This is a genomic window from Rhodococcus chondri (genome assembly GCF_036327435.1).
In the GTDB taxonomy this organism is placed as follows: Bacteria; Actinomycetota; Actinomycetes; order Mycobacteriales; family Mycobacteriaceae; genus Rhodococcus; species Rhodococcus chondri.
This window is the reverse complement of sequence record NZ_JAUZMZ010000092.1, coordinates 1-19,983: the sequence shown is the minus strand read 5'-3', so window position 1 is coordinate 19,983 and position 19,983 is coordinate 1. Positions and strand designations below refer to the sequence as shown.

The window sequence follows — 19,983 nt, the reverse complement described above, 5'->3', positions numbered from 1 at the left end:
CCTCGTCAACAGTGCCGGATTGTCGCTCGACTCCCCGTTCCTGGACATCACCGCCGAGATCTGGAACCGGTCGCTGGCGATCAACCTCACCGGCACCTTCGACTGCTGCCAGCTCATGCTCCCGGACATGATCGAGAAGGGCTGGGGACGCATCGTCAACATCTCGTCGTCGAGCGTCCACAGCGGCTCCCCCGGTCTCGCCGCCTATGTGTCCGCGAAATCGGGGGTCATCGGGCTCACCAAGAGCCTGGCGCTCGAGTTCGGCAAGCACGGCGTCACGGTCAACACGATCCCGCCCGGCTTCATCGACACACCCATGCTGCGCCGGACCGTCGACAAGGGCTTCGTCGACCTCGATCAGCAGACCGCGAAAACGCCGGTGGGTCGGATCGGGCAGCCCGAGGATATCGCGGCGACGTGCGCGTTCCTGGCAAGTGACGAGGCCGGCTACATCACCGGGCAGGTCATCGGCGTCAACGGCGGACGCAACACCTGACCGGGCTCTGCCGAGCACTCATCTTCCCGACGAAAGGACACCGAGCACGATGGTCCGGATTTCTCCCGCTCCCCAAGAGGATTGGACAGAGGAGATTGCAGCGTACGTCACCGGTTTCCGGTCCGCCGTCGCGAGCAACGTGCCTGAAGAAGACCGGCAACCGGGAACCAACCTGCTCGGCACGCTGGCCCGCCACCCGTCGCTGGCGATGGTGTTTCTGAGCTTCAATCGGCATTTGCTGGCGCAGTCGACGCTGTCGATCCGGCAGCGGGAACTGATGGTTCTCCGAGTCGCCACACTCCGCCGCTCCGACTACGAATGGGCCCAGCACGTCATCCTCGCGGATCGTGCCGGCATCACGGCCGACGAGATCACCCGCATCGCCGAAGGCCCCGCAGCGCCGGGCTGGTCCGGCATCGACCGCGCACTGCTGGCGGCGACCGACGAATTGATCGGCGAGGGCGCGGTGTCCGACGAGACGTGGCGCGTGCTCTCCGGCGAGTTCGGGGAGCAGCAACTGATGGACATCGTGTTCACGGTCGGGTGTTACGCGATGCTGGCGACCGCGTTGCGCTCGTTCGACGTGCAGCCCGAACCCGGCCTGGTGCCGTACCTCCCCGAACACACACTCGCCGCCCGATCTCTCACTTCCCGCGACTGATTCGAGAAAGTGGCACACCCATGAAGAAGTTCCACATCGGTGCGATCGCAGCAGTGGCCGCACTCACCGTGTCGGCGTGCGGTTCGAGTGGCGGCGCGTCCGTAAACGCCGCCGCACCCACCGGCGCCCCCATTGTCATCGGCGCGCAGGCACCCATCAAAGGTGCAACCGCGTACCCGCAGACCGCGTACGGGCTCGAAGCCGGCGTCCACTACGTGAACGAGGTGCTCGGAGGCATCAACGGCCGTCCACTCGAAGTGGATGTGTGCGGTGGTGACGGCAGCCCCGAAACGTCCATCAACTGTGCCAACGGCTTCGTCTCGAAGAATGTGCCGCTCGTGATCGACGCGGTCGATCAGAGCATGGGGGCCGCGGTACCGATCCTCGGTTCGGCGGGCATCCCCATCATCGGAACGCTCGCCGGATCGTTCGTCGCCGACGCCGCCGAATACGGGCAGGCGTTCTACTTCACCGGCCCGGTGTCATTCGCGGCGCTCGCCAGCATGTCGGCGCTCGACACCATGGGGAAGACGACAGCGTCGCTCGCGGTCAACGAATCTCCGACCTCCCATGCCTACGTCGACGATCTGATCATGCCGATCGCCGAAGGGATGGGGATCGATGTCAGCGTGCAGTATCCCCCGGCATCGGGCGCGAATCTGAATGTCGTTGCCGCGACACAGCTTGCGGACAACCCCGACATGGCCGGTGTGATCGCTCTGCCCGAAGACGGCTGCACGAGCCTGTTCCAGGCCTTGCGCCGGCAAGGCTACGAGGACACCATCCTCGCGGGGTCGTGTTCGCAGTTCATCGACGACATGGGGACCGACGCCGCCGGTATCGTCACCCAGCCGCGGTTGTGGGTGCCGCTGGCCAGGGAGTCGGCGCCCGCCGAGGTCCAGGAACAACTCGACGTCTTCGCCGACGCGATGGACGCGGTCGGTTACGGGAACGAACTGTCGTCGCGGTCGATCTACACGTTCGCCGCGATCGTCAACATCGCCCAGATCCTGTCCGAACACGGCGGAGAGATCACCGCGGGCACGGTCACGGACGCGTTCAAGGCAGTGAAGGACTTCCCGTCGTTCGCAGGACCGACGGTGACGTGCGACGGGCAGCAATGGCCCGGGGTCGCCACCACCTGCAACGCGCAGGCCATCTTCTTCGAGGTCCAGGAGGACGGGACTCTCCGCTCGGTGGACGACAACGGATACATCGACCTCGATCCGTCACTGATGCCCGCGTCCTGACGATCACGACATGACGACCGAGACATGACGACCGAGACGCGCCGGAGTACACCATGAGCACCTACCTGCAGTTCATCGTCCTGGGGTTCGGCCTCGCAGCGGTGTACATCGGACTGTCGGGCGGCCTGCTGCTCGTCTACCGGTCGACCGGCATCATCAACTTCGCCCAGGGCGCGACCGCGATGTGGGGCGCGTACGTCTTCGCGCAGTTGCGCCGCGACGGAACACTGGTTCTGCCGATCGGAAGCCTGGAGTTCGACGAGAAACCGTCCACCCCGGTTGCGCTGGCCATCGGGCTGCTCATGGCGCTGCTGCTCGGCCTTCTCACGCACTACCTGGTGTTCCGGCCCGTCCGGCGCGCACCGGCACTCGCGCAGGTGGTCGTCTCGGTTGCACTGATGCTCACCATCCAGGCGCTGGTGGTGCTTCGGTTCGGCCCGAACAACATTCCGATCGAGGCGATCGTCCCGGACGGCTCCCTCGACGTCTTCGGCACCACCGTCTCGTCCGCCGAGTTGGTGATGGCGGGGATCATGGTGGCGCTCTCCGCACTGATCTGGGCATACTTCCGCTTCACGCGGGCCGGTGCGGCTACCCGGGCGGCCGCCGAGAACGAGCGGGGCGCGACGCTCATGGGATTCTCGGCGGACCGCCTCGCCGCACTCGCGATGGTGATGGCGTCGTTCGTCAGCACGATGGGTGTCGTCCTGGGCGCGAGCTTGACCGGGTTGAATCCTCTCAACTATTCGCTGCTCGTCGTGCCCGCTCTCGCGGTGCTCCTCGTCGCCCGGATGGAGTCCGTCGCGACGATCGTGATCGCCTCGCTCGCCCTGGGAGCATTCCAATCGGTGCTCAACCTGCTCACCGGTGAGAACTGGTGGCCGGTGTGGGCGCAATCCGGCGTCGACCAGGTTGTGCCGTTCCTCGTGATCATCGTGATCCTCTTCGCGTTCGGCGGACGGATACCGTCCCGCGGTTCGCTCCAGACGGTCAAACTGCCGATGTGCGGATTCCGCGCTTCCGGCCGATCCCCGCCGCCGTCGTGGCCGTCGCGACCGGGGTCCTGCTGGCGGTCACCTCCGGCACGTACCGTTTCGGGTTGACCTATTCGATCATCCTGATGCTCCTGGCGCTGTCGTACGTGGTGATCACCGGTTACCTCGGCCAGATCTCGCTGGCGCAGGCGGCATTCGCCGGAGCGGCAGGATTCATGCTCTCCAAGGTGACCGCCGGCTGGGGTCTGCCGTTCCCGGTAGCACTGGTGTTCTGCTCGCTCGTCGCGGCGGGGCTGGGAATGCTCGTCGCGCTGCCCGCCTTCAGGATCCGGGGCGCGCAACTCGCGATCGTCACCATCGCGGCCGCTCTGGCCATCGAGCGGTTCGTCTTCAACAACTACAGCCTGACCCCTCCGTCGGGAAATCCCATCGCCAACCCCACGCTGTTCGGACTGAATCTCGGTGTGCGCGAGGGCAGCGACATCGCGCGGCTGTCGTTCTCCCTCACCGTCCTGGTCGTCGCGGCCCTGGTCGTCTGGGGATTCATCCGGCTCGCGTCCGGCGACACGGGCCGGACCTTTCTGGCGGTGCGCGCCAACGAGCGCGCCGCCGCCGCGAGCGGCATCAACGTGCGGCTGACCAAGCTCGTCGGGTTCGGTCTCTCCGCCTTCATCGCCGGTGTCGCCGGGTGCCTCATCGGGTACAGCGCAGGCCAGCTGTCGGCGGAGTCCTTCACGGTCTTCGTGGGATTGCAGGTGCTTGCGGTCGCGTACCTGGGCGGCATCACCTCGGTCGGCGGCGCGATGATCGCCGGCGTGATCGGGCCACTGGGGATCGTCTATGTGTTGCTGCACAACGTGTTCGATTTCGGTGACTACTACGCGCTGATCTCCGGACTGGCGCTGATCGCCACCGCGATCGTCAATCCCGTCGGGGTGGCGGGAGAAGCATCCCGGATCGCCGATCTGCTCCGCTCCCGCCGATCGCGACCACCGGCCCCACCGGGGACCGACTCCGCCCCGAACGCCGACGACAGAAAGGTTGCTGTGAGTGATGCCGGATGAGAAACCGGCGCGGCTGTCCGCGCGTAACGTGACCGTGGCCTACGGAGGCGTCGTCGCCAACGACGACGTGTCGCTGACGGTCGGCTCCGGGGAGATCGTCGGACTGATCGGGCCGAACGGTGCCGGCAAGACCACGTTCGTCGACGCAGTCACGGGCTTCACCGAGTACGCCGGCGAGATCACTCTCGGCGACACACGGCTCGACGGACGTGCGCCGCATCTGCGCAGACGCGCCGGACTGTCCCGCACATGGCAATCCGGTGAGCTTTTCGGCAACCTCACCGTCGCGCAGAATGTCGTCGCCGCCCTGCGTCCCGGCGGACCGGCGGCACTGTGGCGGGATCTGTTCGGCCGCCGGAAGACCGGCACGGACGAACTCGTGGCCTCGACGCTGCATGCGGTGGGCCTCGGCGATCTCGGGGAGACCACGGCGCGCGATCTCACCCTCGGACAACAGAAACTCGTCGGCGTCGCACGGGCACTCGTCGGGAACTGCCGCCTGCTGCTGCTCGACGAGCCTGCCGCGGGCCTCGACAGCCAGGAGAGCCTCGACTTCGCCGAGCGTATCCGTGCCGTGGCGCGCGGCGGTCCGGGAGTGCTGCTCATCGACCACGACATGTCGCTGATCCTCGGTGTGTGCGACCGCATCTACGTCATGGAGTTCGGGAAGGTGATCTTCTCGGGCACACCGGAACAGGCGAGAAAGGATCCTGCTGTGATCGCTGCGTACCTCGGCACACCGATGGAGACCACTCATGGCTGACGTGGTGCTCACCGCCGAATCCATGACGTCCGGTTACAACGGCGTCGCCGCGGTCTCCGACGTGAACCTGACCGTCTCCGCCGGTGAGGTCGTCTCGATCCTCGGATCCAACGGCGCGGGCAAAACGACGACTCTGTTGACACTCGCGGGACTGCTTCCGGTGATGGGCGGTGCGGTCACCGCCCTCGGTGCCCCGGTCGACCACCGCAGGCCCTACCGGATGGCGCGGCGCGGTGTCCGGCTCGTCCCCGACGACCGCGGACTCTTCTCGGCCATGACGGTGCGCGACCATTTTCGTCTCGCCCGGCGCACACCTGACCGTGCACGGGAAGAACTGGTGCTCGACAGGTTTCCGGCTCTGGCCCGGTTGCAGTCGCGCACAGTCGGTCTCCTGTCCGGCGGTGAACAGCAGATGCTCGCGATCGCGGTCGCACTGCTGGCGGAACCGCGAATCCTCATGGTCGACGAGATGAGTCTCGGGCTGGCACCGCTCGTCGTGGAACAGATGCTGCCCGCCATCCGGGACCTGGCTCGCGACGAGGACATCGCTGTCGTATTGGTCGAGCAACATGTCGAACTCGCACTCGCCGTCTCGGACCGCGCGATCGTGCTCGGGCACGGCCGGGCAGTGCTCCAGGGCGACGCGGCGACATTGCTGGCCGACCGGGATCGCCTCGAGGCCGCGTACTTCGGCGCCGCGGACCTCGAGGCCCAGCGCCGGGATCGAGCAGTCTGAGCGGGCTCAGTCCGAGGCGGACCGGGTCGCCACGTCACCGAAGTAGCGGGCGAGGAACAGCGCCGTGGACGTCGCACCGACAGCCACCGCGACGTACTCGCGTGCCGTCCCGGTGAACGCACGCAGCAGCACACCACCGATCACGACATTGACGGCACCCCAGACGATGTTCTCGGTGGGAGACGAGAGTCCTACGCCCGGCGGATCCGCGAACGGTGTGGGGAATCGTTCGCCGGTGACACCGCGAACCGAATGCGGAACGGCGTTGGCCAGAAACGCTCCGGCCGCCACGCACGCGAGAGTGCCGGCCACACCACGGACATCTACCATCGGAAACCCCCCGGTGACCTGTGCATGCGGCCGATCGTACGGGAGCGGCGGATTCGCGCCCGCTACACGATCCCGGTACGGGTCGTGGGCAGCCCCGTTCTCAACCTTCGGCGGCGAGCTGGCCACACGCCGCGGCAATTTCCTGGCCGCGGGTGTCACGCACCGTGCAGGAGACGCCCTGGGCCTGTACGCGCCGCACGAACTCGCGTTCGACGTGCTTGGGGCTCGCGTCCCACTCGCTACCCGGCGTCGGGTTCAGCGGAATCAGATTGACGTGCACCAGCGCACCGAGTGCCTTGTGCAGCTTCTTGCCCAGCAGGTCCGCACGCCACGGCTGATCGTTCACATCACGGATCAACGCGTACTCGATGGAAACCCGGCGCCCGGTCTTGTCGGCGTAGTAACGCGCGGCGTCGAGCACCTCCTTCACCGACCAGCGGTTGTTCACGGGTACGAGGGTGTCGCGCAGTTCGTCGTCGGGGGTGTGCAGCGACACCGCAAGGGTGACATGCAGATCCTCGTCGGCGAGCCTGCGGATCGCCGGTGCCAGCCCGACGGTCGACACGGTCACCGAACGTTGGGACAAGCCGAGTCCCTCGGGTGCCGGCGACGTGATGCGCCGTACCGCGGCCACCACGCGCTTGTAGTTGGCGAGCGGCTCGCCCATGCCCATGAACACCACGTTGGACAGACGGCCGGGACCACCGGCCACATCGCCGTCGCGCAGCGCCGCAGCGGCCGCCCGCACCTGGTCGACGATCTCGGCGGTGGTCAGGTTCCGGTCGAGACCGCCTTGCCCGGTCGCGCAGAACGGACAGGCCATTCCGCACCCGGCCTGGCTCGAGATACACAGCGTCGCCCGGTCGGGGTACCGCATGAGCACACTTTCGAGCAGGGTGCCGTCGCCCGCACGCCACAGCGTCTTGCGGGTCTCGCCCCCGTCGCACGCGATGTGCTTGACGGCGGTCAGCAGCGGCGGGAACAACGCGGCGCCGACCTGGTCGCGCACGGCCGCCGGCAGATCCGTCATCTTCGCCGGGTCGGCCTCGAGCCGGCCGTAGTACTGGCGGGCGAGTTGGTCGGCGCGGAAAGCCGGCAATCCCAGCTCACGCACCGCCTCACGCCGCTGCGCGGAGTCGAGGTCGGCGAGGTGCCGCGGCGGCATGCCACGCTTGGGTGCGTCGAAAACCAGGGGTAGAGAAGTGACCATAATGATTCATTGTCCCATGATCCGGGATATGTCGGTCTCGGCCCGGCTGTGATGCTCGCCTACTCGGTGGGGGACGATGGCACTATGTCCACCAGCATCGCTCCGGAAGTCGCACGTTCTTGGCTGCTCGTTCCCGGCAGTGCCCCCGATCGGTTCGACGCGGCCGCTGCATCGCCCGCCGACATGGTCGTACTCGACCTCGAGGACGCGGTCCCCGCCGCGGGTAAACCCGAGGCCCGCACCGCAGTCACCGAGTGGCTCCGAGCCGGCAACACCGCGTGGGTGCGCATCAACGATGCCACCACCCCCCATTGGGCGGACGACATCGCAGCGCTGACCGGTGTGCCGAACCTCGCCGGCGTGATGCTCGCGAAAGTCGAAAGCGGCCAGCAGGTCGATGCCACCGCCGAAGCTCTGCCCGACGGCACCCGAATCCTGGTGCTCATCGAATCGGCGATGGGGCTCGAGGCCGCTCCCGAGATCGCGCGCGCAGACGGCACCTTCCGCCTGGTCTTCGGCAGTGGAGACTTCCGGCGCGACACGGGTATGAGCGACTCTCCGCTCGCCCTCGCGTATCCGCGGGCCCGGCTGGTCATCACGAGCCGCGCCGCGCGGTTACCCGGTCCGATCGACGGCCCGTCGCTCACCGACGATCCGGCTGTGCTCGAACGCGAGGCGCAGCTGACCCGCTCGATGGGCATGACCGGGAAGCTGTGCATGACACCGGACCGGGCTCCGTCTGCCAATGCCGCGTTGAGTCCGACGCCCGACGACGTCGGATGGGCGCACGCGGTGATCGACACGCTCGGAGAGGACGGTAGCGGTGTTCGCGACGGCAGCGATCTACCGAAGCTGGCGAAGGCCAAGAAGATCACCGAGCTCGCCCGGATCTTCCGGATTCGCAGTCCGCACTGATGCAGCCCGCAGTGATGCCGACGGCTGAGGGAGTTCGACGCCGTGGGGTCTGCGACGTATGTGGAGCCGGTAGCGGACGGTGAGCGTCGTTCCGGGAGTTTCCCGCATCGCGCGGGCGGCGACGCGCGGGGCGAACTCGATGCCGAGCACACGCTCGAGGGTGTCCCGATCCGGGAATGCCCATTCGGTGTCGATGCGGCGCAAGTCGAATCCCTGTGCTGCGAAGAACGCCTCGACGGTCCGCGGTTCGTAGTGTGGGAGGTCTGTTCGCATCCACTCGCCGTACGGGTGGGCGGTGGCGTCGAGATCGATGACGGCGAGCGCTCCACCCGGTCGCAGCACCCGCATCGCTTCTGTGATGCCCGCGCCGCAGCCGGGGCCGAAGAAGTACGCGGTGCGGGCGTGGATCAGATCGGCCGACGCGTCGGGGAGCGGCATGTCCGTGGCCGATCCGGCCGTCACCGTGGCGGTATCGAGATGCTCAATGCGGCGACGCGCGAGCGCCACGAGCGGCGGGTGCGGTTCGATGCCGGTCACCGATCGGGCGGTCCGGGCGAACATCGGCAGGTGGAAGCCGCTGCCGCAGCCCACGTCGACGACGTCGCGACCTGCCCAGTCGACCGCTTCCCGCAGCGCCGCGTACACGGCGCCGCGGGTGTCCTGGGCGCGGTTCTCCTCTTCGTACACCCCCGGCCAATGCCAGATGTTGGGGCTGGCGATCACGTCCCGCCCCTGCGCACGGTCCTCGCCTGTCATCAGACGAAGATGGTGAGGATCAACCAGGTGACGAACGCGGACGGCAGGATGGAATCCAGTCGGTCCATGAGACCGCCGTGCCCGGGCAGCAGAGTGCCCATGTCCTTGATCCCCAGATCACGCTTGACCTGGGATTCGATGAGATCACCGGCGGTCGCGGTGAGGACCAGGACCACGCCGAGCAATGCGCCGACCCACCACGGACCGTCGAGTAGCAGCATGACCGTCAGCACTCCGACGGCAACGCATGCGACGAGCGATCCCCCGAAGCCCTCCCACGATTTCTTCGGGCTGATGGCGGGCGCCATGGTGTGTTTGCCGAACAGCACGCCGGCGGCATAACCACCGATGTCCGACGACACAGTCACCAGCATCAGGCAGAACACCCGAGCCGCACCTTGCTCTTCGAGCACCATCAGCGTCGCGAACGATGCCAGCAGGGGAAGCCACGCGGCGGTGAACACCGCGACCGCAGTGTCGCGCAGATAGTTCCGGGGTTGCGCGACGAGCCCGTGGTCGAACAACCGCCACAGCATCGTGACCACGACCGTCCCGGTGAACGCGGCGAGCATTCCGGTGGTGCCGTAGGGCCAGCCGAGCCAGATGATGGCCTGGCCACCGAGCAGCAGTGGCAGTCGCGGTACGAGGACGTCGGCCTCACGCAGCCGTTTGGTGACCTCCCACGTGGCGATCCCGATCGCTCCCGAGACAACCGCGAACCATGCGGTCGGCGCGAACAGAAGGATCACGATGACGAGCGCGCCCAGCCCGGCACCCACCGCGATTGCTGCTGGAAGGTTTCGTCCTGCGCGTGACGCTTTCTTCCCGGACGCAGGTTCGGGTGTCGAGACCGAAGCTGCAGGGGTGACGCCGGAGTCCTCTCCGACGTCGAGTGGAAGCTGCGGGTCGGAAGACCCGTCGGCTCTGCCCACCGTCAGACCTCCATCAACTCGGCTTCCTTGTGCTTGATCAGTTCGTCGATCTGCGCCACGTACTTGGCCGTGGTCTTGTCGAGTTCCTTCTCTGCGCGGTTGACCTCGTCCTCGCCGGCTTCGCCGTCCTTCTGGATGCGACCCAACTCCTCCATCGCCTTGCGGCGGACGTTCCGCACGGCCACCTTCGCGTCCTCGCCCTTCGCCTTCGACTGCTTGACGAGTTCGCGGCGACGTTCTTCGGTGAGCTGCGGCACCGAGATACGAATGATGTTGCCGTCGTTCGAGGGGTTGACGCCCAGGTCGGAATTGCGGATCGCCGTCTCGATAGCGTTGAGCTGCGACTGCTCGTACGGCTTGACGATGACCATCCGCGCCTCGGGCACGTTGATGCTGGCGATCTGCGTCACGGGTGTCGGCGAACCGTAGTAGTCGACGACGATCCGGTTGAACATGCCGGGATTCGCTCGACCTGTGCGGATCCCGCCGAGGTCGTCCTTGGCCACCGTGACGGCCTTCTCCATCTTCTCCTCGGCTTCGAAGAGGGCTTCATCGATCACGGCAGTTCCTCCATGTTCCGTTGTCCAATCATGACCGTACGAGCGTTCCGATCTTCTCACCGGCGACGGCACGAGCGATATTGCCCTTGGTCAGCAAGTTGAAGACCATGATCGGCATGGCGTTGTCCATGCACAGGCTGAATGCGGTCGCGTCGGCGACCTTGAGGTCCTTCTCGATGACCTCGCGATGGGTGATCTCCTCGAACATCACCGCGTCGGGGTCCACCCGCGGGTCTGCGGAATAGACACCGTCGACGGCCTTGGCCATCAGCACGACGTCGGCGCCGATCTCGAGTGCGCGCTGCGCGGCGGTGGTGTCGGTGGAGAAGTACGGCATGCCCATACCCGCACCGAAAATGACGACGCGGCCCTTCTCGAGGTGCCGGCGTGCGCGCAGCGGAAGATACGGTTCGGCGACCTGCCCCATGGTGATCGCGGTCTGCACCCTGGTATCGATTCCCTGCTTCTCCAGGAAGTCCTGCAGTGCAAGGGAATTCATGACTGTTCCGAGCATGCCCATGTAGTCGGAGCGCGCCCGTTCGAGTCCGCGCTGCTGCAGTTCGGCGCCGCGGAAGAAGTTGCCGCCGCCGATCACCACCGCGACCTCGACACCACTGCGCACGACCTCGGCGATCTGCTCGGCCACCGTGGTCACCACATCGGGATCGAGTCCGACCTTGCCGGTGCCGCCGCCGAACATTTCGCCGCCGAGTTTGAGGAGAACCCGGCGGAAACCGGGCCGATCGTGGGCGTGTTCGGACATGATGCTCCTCTGGTTGCGCATGATTCGGCCCTCTCATCCTGCCTCATCCACCCGGCGGAACCGAGACCGGGAACGAGACGACATGCCACCGACACACCTCGACCCCGCCGGCGCAGGCCGGCGGGGTCGAGATCACAGTGGTCTAGCTGGCGCCGACCTCGAACCGCACGAAGCGGGTCACGGTGGCACCGGCCTCGTCGAGGATCGCCTTGACGGTCTTCTTCGAATCCGTCACGGACGACTGCTCGAGCAGCACGACATCCTTGTAGAAGCCGTTGACGCGGCCTTCGACGATCTTCGGCAGCGCCTGCTCCGGCTTACCCTCGGCCTTCGCGGTCTCCTCGGCGATACGACGCTCACCGGCGACGACGTCCTCGGGAACCTCGTCACGGGTGACGTACTTGGCCTTGAGCGCAGCGATCTGCATCGCGGCACCGCGAGCAGCCTCGGCGGCGGCGTCGCCCTCACCCGTGTACTCGACGAGCACGCCGACGGCCGGCGGCAGGTCCGAAGCACGCTTGTGCAGGTAGATGGCAACCGGTCCCTCGAACGCCGTGACACGGCGCAGTTCGAGCTTCTCGCCGATCTTGGCGGACAGTTCCTGCACCAGGGCGTCGACCGTCTTGCCGTCGACCTCGACGGCCTTGAGTGCGTCGACGTCGGCCGGGCGAGCCTGCGCGGCAGCCTCGAGCACCTGGTCGGCGAGCGCCTGGAACTCGTCGTTCTTCGCGACGAAGTCGGTCTCTGAGTTCAGCTCGATCATCACGCCGTCCTTGGCCGCGACCAGGCCCTCGGCGGTGGAGCGCTCGGCGCGCTTGCCCACGTCCTTGGCACCCTTGATTCGCAGCTGCTCGACGGCCTTGTCGAAGTCGCCGTCGTTGTCGGCGAGCGCGTTCTTGCAGTCCAGCATCCCGGAGCCGGTGAGCTCACGGAGACGCTTGACGTCGGCGGCGGTGTAGTTCGCCATGGGGAGCGAGCCTCCTGTGTCGTTGGGTTGGAAAGTCTCGGGGTGCGGACCGCACCGCAGCGTGTGATGCGGGCCGGGCCGCAGTGCAACGGCCCCGACCATGATCTCGCGATCTAGCGGTCGGGGCCGTGCAACGGATCAGGCCTCGGGGGTTGCGTCCGCGGCGGGCGCTTCGGCCGGAGCCTCGGCGTCGGCGGCGGGTGCGGCCTGCGCGAGGAGTTCCTGCTCCCACTCGGCGAGCGGCTCGGCGCCGGCAGCCTCGGGCTTGGCGTCCGAATCCGAGCTCTTACCGGCGCGCGCCTGCAGGCCCTCGGCGACGGCAGAGGCTACGACCTTGGTCAGCAGCGCGGCGGAACGGATGGCGTCGTCGTTGCCCGGGATCGGGTAGTCGACGAGATCCGGGTCGCAGTTGGTGTCCAGGATCGCGATGACCGGGATGTTCAGCTTGCGAGCCTCACCGACGGCGATGTGCTCCTTGTTGGTGTCGACGATCCAGACCGCCGACGGAACCTTCGCCATATCGCGGATGCCGCCGAGGGTGCGGTCGAGCTTGTTCTTCTCACGCGTGAGCATGAGGATTTCCTTCTTGGTGCGACCCTCGAAGCCACCGGTCTGCTCCATCGACTCCAGTTCCTTCAGGCGCTGGAGGCGCTTGTGGACGGTGGAGAAGTTGGTGAGCATGCCGCCGAGCCAGCGCTGGTTCACGTAGGGCATCCCGACGCGGGTTGCTTCCTCCGCAATCGATTCCTGCGCCTGCTTCTTGGTGCCGACGAACAGGATCGAACCGCCGTGCGCGACGGTCTCCTTGACGAATTCGTACGCCTTGTCGATGTACGTCAGGGTCTGCTGCAAGTCGATGATGTAGATGCCGTTGCGGTCGGTGAAGATGAACCGCTTCATCTTCGGATTCCAGCGACGAGTCTGGTGTCCGAAGTGGGCGCCACTGTCGAGCAGCTGCCTCATGGTTACGACAGCCATGGCTGTGTCTCTCTTTCGTGTCGGTTGATGCGGTGGATCTTTCGATCCCCGCCCTGGCGCCCGCATGCCCGTCGGACCCTTGCGGGACCGGCCGACGGCCATTGTCCGGCACACTCGAACAAGCGAGCGTTCACCGGCGCGCGGACGCGCGAAGTCGGTCTGCGAACACAGACCGCTCGACAAGTGTACGGCGCGGGTACGCCGGATCCCTAACCGGCCGTCCCACCGATCCCGTGGGCGACCCCTGTGGATAGCGGGACGAGTTGTCCACAGGCGCCGACACGGGGGTTTCGCCGTCGTCGTCGCGCCAGAAGACTGGAGCGATGAGATCGCTGGGGATTGCGCTGCTCGTCCTCGTGGCTGTGCTCTCGGGAAGCGCTCCGGCGGCGGCACAATCCCGATTCGGCTGGCCGTTGCATCCCCGGCCCAGTGTCGTGCGCGAGTTCGACCTTCCCGAACGGAACTGGCTTCGCGGGCACCGCGGGGTGGACCTGCGCGCCCACCCCGGCCAGACCGTGCTGTCGGCCGGCGACGGCGTCGTGGTCTTCGCCGGCACCGTCGCAGGTAAACCGGTTGTCTCGGTGCAGCACGAGGGCGATCTGCGCACCACCTACGAGCCGGTGGCCGCGGCGGTGATCGCCGGGCGCCGGGTCGCGCGGGGAGATCCGCTCGGCACCGTCGAGGTCGGGCACGACGACTGTCCGGCCGATGCATGCCTGCACTGGGGTCTGCGGCGGGACCGCGACGACTATCTCGATCCGCTCCGATTGGTGCGTGCGGCCGTCATCCGGCTCAAACCCGTCTGACCTGCATCGGGTCGACCCGGGGGTTCACCGCTGCGCCGCGTGCCGACCGGACAGGGCCGGGAAGTCGTCGGCGACCATCGCCGCGAGCTCCACAAACGCCCGCCGGGTCGCGGGCCGCAGCAGGTTCAGATCGATCTCCGCGCCCTCGGCGAGGTGCTCGTCGAACGGCACCACCTGCACCGCGCGGCAGCGCGTCAGAAAATGGTCGGTGACAGCACCCATGTCGATGTTCGATGTTCCCGGTCGCGGTGAACTGATCACCACGACGGTGCGTTCGACGAGCCCGTCGAAGCCGTGCGCCTGCAGCCAGTCGAGCGTCGCCGCCGCACTGCGCGCTCCGTCGACGGCAGGCGAACCCACCAGCACGAGCGCGTTCGCCAGGTCCAGCACGCCGCGCATCGCCGAGTGCATGATGCCCGTCCCGCAGTCGGTCAGGATGATGTTGTAGAAGACCTGGAGGATATCGATGATCCTGCGATAGTCGTCCTCGCTGAATGCCTCCGACACAGCCGGATCGCGTTCACTTCCTAGTACTTCGAGGCGGCTGGGCGCCTGCGACGTATGGGCCCGCACGTCCGAATAGCGTTCGATGCGCGGCGCCGCGGCGAGCAGGTCTCGCACCGTCGCATCGGTCTGCTGCGGAATCCGCTGGGCCAGCGTCCCGAAATCCGGGTTGGCGTCGACCGCGATCACACAGTCGCCCCGCAGCGATGCGAACGTCGACCCGAGCCCCACGGTGGTGGTGGTCTTGCCGACTCCGCCTTTGAGCGAGAGCACCGCGATGCGGTAGTCGCCCCCGATCGGCTGCCTGATCCGGGCGACCAGTTCGTCGTGGTGGCTGCCGTCGGCGGACTCCCCCGGATTGAGCAGCCCACCCGAGAACCGGTGCACGCTGCGACGCCAACCCCCCGACGGCGATCGCCGCGAGCGCCTGACGAGCACCCCGGACGCGAGATCCAGGTTGGAGGGCTGATGGTCGAACGAACCGGCAGGCCATCGGGTCTCGTCGGGTGTCTGTTCCTCGACCGGGACGGCCGTGTCGGGACCGGTGGTGTCGGTGCCGGTGGTGTCCGGACTCGTCGTGGTCGAACTGCCGGCCACGGGACAATCGGAGCCCGCATCGTCCCGGTCTGCAGCGTCTCGGCGTTCCGCCGCAGCCTGGTGGGGCTCGGGCTGTCGAACCTCGGACGGCTGGACCTCGGAGAGTTCCGCGGGAAGGCACTCCGTCTCGGGTGGCTTCACCTCACGCTCGTCCGCGGGCGATCGTGTCGCCCGCGTGGACGCCGCACCGAATGGAACGGACGCCACGAGCGGGTTGGCCGTAGCACCTGCCACCGGTTGCACCGCGCCCACCGGATCGCACGTATCCGACACGGCTACAACCGTTTCCGAGTCCAGATCCGGCCGCTCGGCCGTCCGCTGAGCCATGGATGGCGGGGACTCGACGGCCGGCGCACGCGAACCAGGTGTCGCTGCCGCCCGCGTTGCACGGCGCAGCACTCGGCGCGGCGCCGACGCCGAGACGGACGTGTCGGGCTGCGGTTCGTCCTGCAGCCAAGCGGGCAGCGTGTGGCTCGGTTCGTCGCGTGTCATGAATTTCCCCCCGGATTCGACCTGGCGGGGACGGTATCAAATCGAGCCGATGCGGACAGTGGGCTGCGCAGCCCCCTCGGGTCCGTACCTTCTCAAGCCCTCGGATGCGCCTGCTCGTGCACGGCGCGCAATCGCGCCACCGACACGTGGGTGTACAGCTGCGTCGTCGCAAGGCTCGAATGACCGAGCACTTCCTGCACTACCCGCAGGTCCGCGCCGCCTTCGAGAAGGTGAGTGGCCGCGCTGTGCCGAAGCCCGTGGGGGGCGAGATCGGGCGCCCCGGGAACGGCGGTCACGGTTTCGTGCACCACAGTGCGCACCTGTCGTTGATCGATCCGCCCGCCCCTCTTGCCGAGGAGCAGCGCCGGTCCGGATGTCGCACTCGCCAGGTGCGGCCGACCGCTGCGCAGCCAGGAGTCCAGCGCTTCCGCGGCGGGAACCCCGTACGGAACGGTCCGCTCCTTGTCGCCCTTGCCGATCACCCGCAGCACCCGCCGCTCGGCGTCGATGTCGTCGAGGTCGAGACCGCACAGTTCCCCCACGCGGATTCCGCTCGCGTAGAGCAACTCCACGATGACGCGGTCGCGCAATGCCACCGGATCCAACTGCGCCGCACCCGATCTCGCAGACTCCATAACTTCGAGGGCTTGCTCGGCATGCAGTACGGCAGGAAGTGTGCGGTGCGCGCGCGCCGACGCGAGCCGTGCCGCGGGGTCGTGGTCCAGTCGCTCTGTCCGCACCAGCCAGCCGGTGAAGGTGCGCACCGACGAGGTGCGGCGGGCAACCGTGGTGCGCGCGGCACCCGACGCCACCTGGCGCGCGAGCCACGACCGCAGGATGTCGAGATCGAGATCCGCGATGTGCGCGTCCGAGTTCGTGGCGGCCAGATATTCGAGCAGTGACCGGACGTCGGTGCGGTAGGCGCGAATCGTGTGTTTCGACCTCCCACCGTGGAGTTCCAGATGCTCGGCGAACTCCTCGAGGTGCACGGCGAGCGGCCTGGGCAAAGCGGCGTTCGGGTCGTCGCGGGTCATGGGACCACGGTGCTCGTAGGCAGCGGCCGGTGCAACCGACCACGCCGATAGAGTTCGTTCGTGAGTAAAACGATCTCTGTGCCGATGCTGTGTGCATTGGCTTTGTTGTCGGCCACGGCGCCGTTGGCCACCGATATGTATCTGCCCGGTCTGCCGATCATGTCGGAGAGCCTGGGCACGACCACGGTCGGTGTGCAGCTCACGTTGACCACCTTCATGGCCGGTCTCGGCATCGGGCAGCTGGTTGTCGGTCCGCTCTCCGACGGCTGGGGACGCCGTCGACTGCTCCTGATCGGCACGATCGTGCTCGCGCTGAGCAGCGCTCTGTGTGCCCTGGCGCCGACGATCGAGGTTCTCGTCGCTGCCCGTCTCATCCAGGGATTCAGCGGTGGCACCGGCATCGTGCTCGCCCGTGCCGTCATCGCGGACCGCGCCCGCGGAAAGGCCGCCGCGAAGCTGTTCAGCATCATGATGATCATCGGCGGTGTCGCGCCGGTGCTCGCACCGATCCTCGGGGGCGTGCTGCTCGATCCGATCGGCTGGCGTGGCATCTTCTGGGTGCTGGCCGCCATCGCCGTCGCCATGACCGCCGGAGTGGTGTTGTTCGTTCCGGAAACCTTGCCGCCGGAGAAACGGCACGGTGGTGGTCTTTCCGCGCTGATCGGCAACTTCGGATATGTGCTCGCCAATCGGCGCTTCCTCGGTTACGCGGCGACGTTCGCACTCAGTTTCGGGGCGATGTTCGCCTATATCTCGGCGTCGCCGTTCGTGACGCAGGAAGTGCTCGGACTCAGTCCCACGCAGTTCTCACTGGTGTTCGCCGTCAACTCGCTCGGACTGATCACCGGAAACATCGTCAACACCCGCCTGGTCGGCCGGTTCGAGGTGCGATCACTGTTGCGGACCGGGGTATCCACGCTGTTCGGTGGCGGTGTTCTGCTGCTCATTGCCTCGCTCGTGGCCGGCGACCGGGCATGGCTGATCCTGCCCCTGCTGTTCGTGTGTGTGAGCAGTCTCAGCTTCATCATGGGCAATGCCACTGCTCTCGGGCAGTCCGAGGTACCGAAAGCCGCGGGCACCGGTTCCGCATTGATGGGCGCCTCGCAGTTCGGGCTCGCCGCCGTGGTGTCACCGCTGGTGGGGCTCGGAGGAGCGGACACCGCTGTACCGATGGCCATTGCCATCGTCACGACCGGCGCCCTCGCACTGACCGCTCTGACCGTGCTCACCCGTCCACCGCTTCCGAGTGGTGCGCGGAAGTAAGGTCGACTCGAGTCCCGGTCGCGCTTCGCCCTCGTCGACCCGGCCCCGGCCTAGGGTTCGACCGCGGCGGAACCCCGGCGTGCTGCAGGTACCTTGGTGACGACCGTCAGCAGTACCGAGACCAGGGCGATTACGCCGATGGTGGTGTAGGCGACGGTGTATGCCTTGTCCTCGCCGATCAGCGAAGAGGCGATGATCGGACCGATGATGCCCCCCAGGCTCCACCCGATGAGCATCAGCCCGTAGATGGCGCCGGCATTGCGGACTCCGAAGAAGTCGCCGGCGGTGGCGGGCATGGTCCCGAAGGCGCCGCCGTAGCACAGGTAGACGATCGCGGCCAGGATCGAGAACAGCACCACGTTGTCGGCGTGCGGCAGCATGATCAGGCACACGCCCTGCAGCACGAGGATGGCGGTGAACGTCTTCATCCGGCCGATGTAGTCGGAGATTGCCGCCCACACGATTCGGCCGGCTCCGTTGAAGATCGCCAGTACACCTACCAGCGTCGCCGCGCCGGTGACGCTGAAACCCGCGATGTCGGTAGCGCTCGGCTTGGCCTGGGAGATCAGAGAGATGCCGGCGGCCACGCTGAGGGTGAGGATCGCGGTCAGGAGGTACCACTGCGGCGTGCGCAACGCCTCCCCCTGCGTGTACTCCTTGCCGAGGCCCGCTTCGGCACCGCCGCCGGTGACAGGTTCGAAGCCCGGCACGGTGTAACCGGCGGGCGGATTGCGGAAGAGCGCTGCGCCGGCCAGGGACATCACGAGGTAGGCGATGCCCAGCGGCAGGAAGGCGCTCGTGGGGTCCTCGGGGTCCTGGTTGATGAGCCACTGGGCGACCGGAGAAGTGAGCACCGCGCCGAACCCGAAGCCGCCGACCGCCAGCCCGGTGATGAGGCCGGTTTTGTCGGGAAACCACTTCTGCAGCATGGCAATCGGGACGATGTATGCGAAACCCAGTCCGAAGCCGCTGATGACGCCGTACCCGAGGATGAGCAGCCAGTAATCGTCGGAGCCGTTGGTGAACGAGGCGAGCAGGATGCCGAAGGCGTAGATGACGCCGCCGATCAGCGCGACGATGCGAGGACCTCTGAGGTCCTGTAACCGGCCGCCGGCGTAGGTGCCGATGAAGATCATGCCGATGGTGACGGTGAACGGGAGCGACGCTTGCACCTTGCTGAGCTGCCAGGAGTCGGCGTTCTCCAGTGCCCCGCCGAAAACCGACCAGGCGTAGACCGCGCCGATCGAGAACTGCAGCAGCAGGCCGCCCGCCACCAGCAACCAGCGGAAATTCCCCGGAGGCTGTCCGTCCCGTGCAGCGGTGCCGCGTCGCTCGTCCGTGCCCTGCTCGGAGTCCATGCCGTACTCCTTCGTTCTGCCCGTGTGACAGGCCTTCACTCCCGGTAGCGCACCGGTTCAACGCGATCGATCCGTTCACGTTGCGGCACGACGGTGTACTTGGGGTCCTTCGCCGAGGCGATGCCGGCCTCGTAGACGCCGAGGCGAGTGCACAACGAACCCGCCATGAGCGCGGCACCGGACACCATCGAGAGCACCCGGCTGCGGCGTCCGGCGAGCGCGCCGACGGCGCCTGCCGCCGTCAGTGCCTTGCTGGCCCTCATCAACCGGCCGGCCCGGCCCTGGTGGAGCGTCTCGGCCGGCAGACCCATCGACTGTTCCATCCGTCGCTCGGTCGCGAGTTCGACGAGCGCGCCGCCCACTGCGAAGGCGCGTGCGGGTCCGGCCTCGGCGACCGGCGCACCCAGAAGGCCGAGACCGCCGGACGCGGCGGCGGCCGAGCCGCAGAAGACGAAGGGCAGCTCCTTGTAGGCGGAGTGCCATGCGGGGGTGGCGGTGTCGGAGAGGAGGACTGCGGTGTAGGCAGCCACGGGTGGCGCGGTCACGGCCCCCA

21 protein-coding genes and 1 pseudogene are annotated in these 19,983 nt (G+C 67.3%); 10 read left to right on the top strand and 12 right to left on the bottom strand.

Annotated elements, in window-relative coordinates; translation table 11 throughout:
- The 7 genes from Q8814_RS16305 to Q8814_RS16275 all read left to right on the top strand — a co-directional run.
- Positions 1-496: SDR family NAD(P)-dependent oxidoreductase (locus Q8814_RS16305; protein ID WP_330153055.1), on the top strand; the 496-nt coding region annotated here is incomplete at its 5' end.
- Positions 497-545: 49 nt separating this feature from the next.
- Positions 546-1,157: a carboxymuconolactone decarboxylase family protein gene (locus Q8814_RS16300; protein ID WP_330153054.1), complete on the top strand. Its 612-nt coding sequence runs from the start codon at positions 546-548 to the stop codon at positions 1,155-1,157.
- A gap of 20 nt (positions 1,158-1,177) precedes the next feature.
- Complete coding sequence (locus tag Q8814_RS16295; RefSeq protein ID WP_330153053.1) at positions 1,178-2,407, top strand: ABC transporter substrate-binding protein; 1,230 nt, start codon at positions 1,178-1,180, stop codon at positions 2,405-2,407.
- 53 nt (positions 2,408-2,460) lie between these two features.
- On the top strand, positions 2,461-3,510 hold the full coding sequence (locus tag Q8814_RS16290; protein ID WP_330153052.1) for a branched-chain amino acid ABC transporter permease: 1,050 nt from the start codon (positions 2,461-2,463) through the stop codon (positions 3,508-3,510).
- Positions 3,411-4,466, top strand: coding sequence for a branched-chain amino acid ABC transporter permease (locus Q8814_RS16285; protein WP_330153051.1), 1,056 nt, complete (start codon positions 3,411-3,413; stop codon positions 4,464-4,466). Before Q8814_RS16290 ends, Q8814_RS16285 begins: the two co-directional genes overlap by 100 nt.
- Positions 4,456-5,229: an ABC transporter ATP-binding protein gene (locus tag Q8814_RS16280; protein ID WP_330153050.1), complete on the top strand. Its 774-nt coding sequence runs from the start codon at positions 4,456-4,458 to the stop codon at positions 5,227-5,229. The genes Q8814_RS16285 and Q8814_RS16280 overlap by 11 nt, the downstream gene beginning before the upstream one ends.
- Positions 5,222-5,965, top strand: a complete 744-nt coding sequence (locus Q8814_RS16275) for an ABC transporter ATP-binding protein (protein ID WP_330153049.1) — start codon at positions 5,222-5,224, stop codon at positions 5,963-5,965. The genes Q8814_RS16280 and Q8814_RS16275 overlap by 8 nt, the downstream gene beginning before the upstream one ends.
- 6 nt (positions 5,966-5,971) lie before the next feature.
- On the opposite strand, the gene Q8814_RS16270 is transcribed toward Q8814_RS16275, so the two are convergent.
- Positions 5,972-6,295, bottom strand: a complete 324-nt coding sequence (locus Q8814_RS16270) for a hypothetical protein (protein ID WP_330153048.1) — start codon at positions 6,293-6,295, stop codon at positions 5,972-5,974.
- Positions 6,296-6,395: 100 nt separating this feature from the next.
- The gene (gene rlmN / locus Q8814_RS16265; RefSeq protein WP_330153047.1) at positions 6,396-7,505 is read right to left on the bottom strand and encodes a 23S rRNA (adenine(2503)-C(2))-methyltransferase RlmN; all 1,110 of its coding nucleotides are present in this window, start codon (positions 7,503-7,505) and stop codon (positions 6,396-6,398) included.
- An 84-nt stretch (positions 7,506-7,589) separates the two neighbouring features.
- On the opposite strand from rlmN, the gene Q8814_RS16260 reads away from it, so the two are divergent.
- The gene (locus Q8814_RS16260; protein WP_330153046.1) at positions 7,590-8,420 is read left to right on the top strand and encodes an HpcH/HpaI aldolase/citrate lyase family protein; all 831 of its coding nucleotides are present in this window, start codon (positions 7,590-7,592) and stop codon (positions 8,418-8,420) included.
- Here Q8814_RS16260 and Q8814_RS16255 read toward each other — a convergent pair.
- The 6 genes from Q8814_RS16255 to rpsB all read right to left on the bottom strand — a co-directional run bounded on the left by Q8814_RS16255 (position 8,349) and on the right by rpsB (position 13,376).
- A complete protein-coding gene (locus tag Q8814_RS16255; protein ID WP_330153045.1) occupies positions 8,349-9,176 on the bottom strand; it encodes a class I SAM-dependent methyltransferase in 828 nt (275 codons plus the stop codon). The two genes, Q8814_RS16260 and Q8814_RS16255, sit on opposite strands and share 72 nt — an antisense overlap.
- Positions 9,176-10,108: a phosphatidate cytidylyltransferase gene (locus Q8814_RS16250; RefSeq protein WP_330153044.1), complete on the bottom strand. Its 933-nt coding sequence runs from the start codon at positions 10,106-10,108 to the stop codon at positions 9,176-9,178. The genes Q8814_RS16255 and Q8814_RS16250 overlap by 1 nt, the downstream gene beginning before the upstream one ends.
- A gap of 2 nt (positions 10,109-10,110) precedes the next feature.
- Entirely contained in the window at positions 10,111-10,668 is a 558-nt protein-coding gene (gene frr / locus Q8814_RS16245; RefSeq protein WP_330153043.1) for a ribosome recycling factor, read from the bottom strand.
- Between the two features lie 28 nt (positions 10,669-10,696).
- Complete coding sequence (gene pyrH / locus Q8814_RS16240; RefSeq protein WP_330153042.1) at positions 10,697-11,431, bottom strand: UMP kinase; 735 nt, start codon at positions 11,429-11,431, stop codon at positions 10,697-10,699.
- Between the two features lie 142 nt (positions 11,432-11,573).
- A complete protein-coding gene (gene tsf / locus Q8814_RS16235) occupies positions 11,574-12,398 on the bottom strand; it encodes a translation elongation factor Ts (RefSeq protein ID WP_330153041.1) in 825 nt (274 codons plus the stop codon).
- A 138-nt stretch (positions 12,399-12,536) separates the two neighbouring features.
- Positions 12,537-13,376, bottom strand: a complete 840-nt coding sequence (rpsB, locus tag Q8814_RS16230) for a 30S ribosomal protein S2 (protein ID WP_330153040.1) — start codon at positions 13,374-13,376, stop codon at positions 12,537-12,539.
- A 323-nt stretch (positions 13,377-13,699) separates the two neighbouring features.
- On the opposite strand from rpsB, the gene Q8814_RS16225 reads away from it, so the two are divergent.
- Positions 13,700-14,182: a M23 family metallopeptidase gene (locus tag Q8814_RS16225; RefSeq protein ID WP_330153039.1), complete on the top strand. Its 483-nt coding sequence runs from the start codon at positions 13,700-13,702 to the stop codon at positions 14,180-14,182.
- 24 nt (positions 14,183-14,206) lie between these two features.
- Here the strand turns inward: Q8814_RS16225 and Q8814_RS16220 are convergent, their stop codons facing one another.
- On the bottom strand, positions 14,207-15,775 hold the full coding sequence (locus tag Q8814_RS16220; protein WP_330153038.1) for a MinD/ParA family ATP-binding protein: 1,569 nt from the start codon (positions 15,773-15,775) through the stop codon (positions 14,207-14,209).
- Positions 15,776-15,867: 92 nt separating this feature from the next.
- Positions 15,868-16,809, bottom strand: a complete 942-nt coding sequence (locus Q8814_RS16215; protein WP_330153037.1) for a tyrosine recombinase XerC — start codon at positions 16,807-16,809, stop codon at positions 15,868-15,870.
- An 84-nt stretch (positions 16,810-16,893) separates the two neighbouring features.
- Between Q8814_RS16215 and Q8814_RS16210 the strand changes: the two genes are divergently transcribed.
- Positions 16,894-18,072 carry a multidrug effflux MFS transporter gene (locus Q8814_RS16210; protein WP_330153056.1) on the top strand — a complete coding sequence of 393 codons (1,179 nt, stop codon included), beginning with the start codon at positions 16,894-16,896 and terminating at the stop codon, positions 18,070-18,072.
- A 50-nt stretch (positions 18,073-18,122) separates the two neighbouring features.
- Here Q8814_RS16210 and Q8814_RS16205 read toward each other — a convergent pair whose 3' ends face one another.
- Together Q8814_RS16205 and Q8814_RS16200 are read right to left on the bottom strand one after the other, a co-directional pair.
- Complete coding sequence (locus Q8814_RS16205) at positions 18,123-19,430, bottom strand: L-lactate MFS transporter (RefSeq protein ID WP_330153036.1); 1,308 nt, start codon at positions 19,428-19,430, stop codon at positions 18,123-18,125.
- A gap of 35 nt (positions 19,431-19,465) precedes the next feature.
- Positions 19,466-19,983: pseudogene (locus tag Q8814_RS16200) on the bottom strand (NrfD/PsrC family molybdoenzyme membrane anchor subunit); the annotation flags it as partial.

What these genes read in the sequence shown, in the direction of transcription:
- rlmN (WP_330153047.1), bottom strand. Translation starts at nt 7,505, where the DNA reads ATGGTCACTTCTCTACCCCTGGTTTTCGACGCACCCAAGCGTGGCATG.
- Q8814_RS16215 (WP_330153037.1), bottom strand. Translation starts at nt 16,809, where the DNA reads ATGACCCGCGACGACCCGAACGCCGCTTTGCCCAGGCCGCTCGCCGTG.
- Q8814_RS16280 (WP_330153050.1), top strand. Translation starts at nt 4,456, where the DNA reads ATGCCGGATGAGAAACCGGCGCGGCTGTCCGCGCGTAACGTGACCGTG.
- Q8814_RS16275 (WP_330153049.1), top strand. Translation starts at nt 5,222, where the DNA reads ATGGCTGACGTGGTGCTCACCGCCGAATCCATGACGTCCGGTTACAAC.
- Q8814_RS16295 (WP_330153053.1), top strand. Translation starts at nt 1,178, where the DNA reads ATGAAGAAGTTCCACATCGGTGCGATCGCAGCAGTGGCCGCACTCACC.
- tsf (WP_330153041.1), bottom strand. Translation starts at nt 12,398, where the DNA reads ATGGCGAACTACACCGCCGCCGACGTCAAGCGTCTCCGTGAGCTCACC.
- Q8814_RS16210 (WP_330153056.1), top strand. Translation starts at nt 16,894, where the DNA reads ATGCTGTGTGCATTGGCTTTGTTGTCGGCCACGGCGCCGTTGGCCACC.
- Q8814_RS16290 (WP_330153052.1), top strand. Translation starts at nt 2,461, where the DNA reads ATGAGCACCTACCTGCAGTTCATCGTCCTGGGGTTCGGCCTCGCAGCG.
- Q8814_RS16225 (WP_330153039.1), top strand. Translation starts at nt 13,700, where the DNA reads ATGAGATCGCTGGGGATTGCGCTGCTCGTCCTCGTGGCTGTGCTCTCG.
- Q8814_RS16205 (WP_330153036.1), bottom strand. Translation starts at nt 19,430, where the DNA reads ATGGACTCCGAGCAGGGCACGGACGAGCGACGCGGCACCGCTGCACGG.
- Q8814_RS16270 (WP_330153048.1), bottom strand. Translation starts at nt 6,295, where the DNA reads ATGGTAGATGTCCGTGGTGTGGCCGGCACTCTCGCGTGCGTGGCGGCC.
- rpsB (WP_330153040.1), bottom strand. Translation starts at nt 13,376, where the DNA reads ATGGCTGTCGTAACCATGAGGCAGCTGCTCGACAGTGGCGCCCACTTC.
- Q8814_RS16255 (WP_330153045.1), bottom strand. Translation starts at nt 9,176, where the DNA reads ATGACAGGCGAGGACCGTGCGCAGGGGCGGGACGTGATCGCCAGCCCC.
- Q8814_RS16220 (WP_330153038.1), bottom strand. Translation starts at nt 15,775, where the DNA reads ATGACACGCGACGAACCGAGCCACACGCTGCCCGCTTGGCTGCAGGAC.
- Q8814_RS16300 (WP_330153054.1), top strand. Translation starts at nt 546, where the DNA reads ATGGTCCGGATTTCTCCCGCTCCCCAAGAGGATTGGACAGAGGAGATT.
- Q8814_RS16260 (WP_330153046.1), top strand. Translation starts at nt 7,590, where the DNA reads ATGTCCACCAGCATCGCTCCGGAAGTCGCACGTTCTTGGCTGCTCGTT.
- pyrH (WP_330153042.1), bottom strand. Translation starts at nt 11,431, where the DNA reads ATGTCCGAACACGCCCACGATCGGCCCGGTTTCCGCCGGGTTCTCCTC.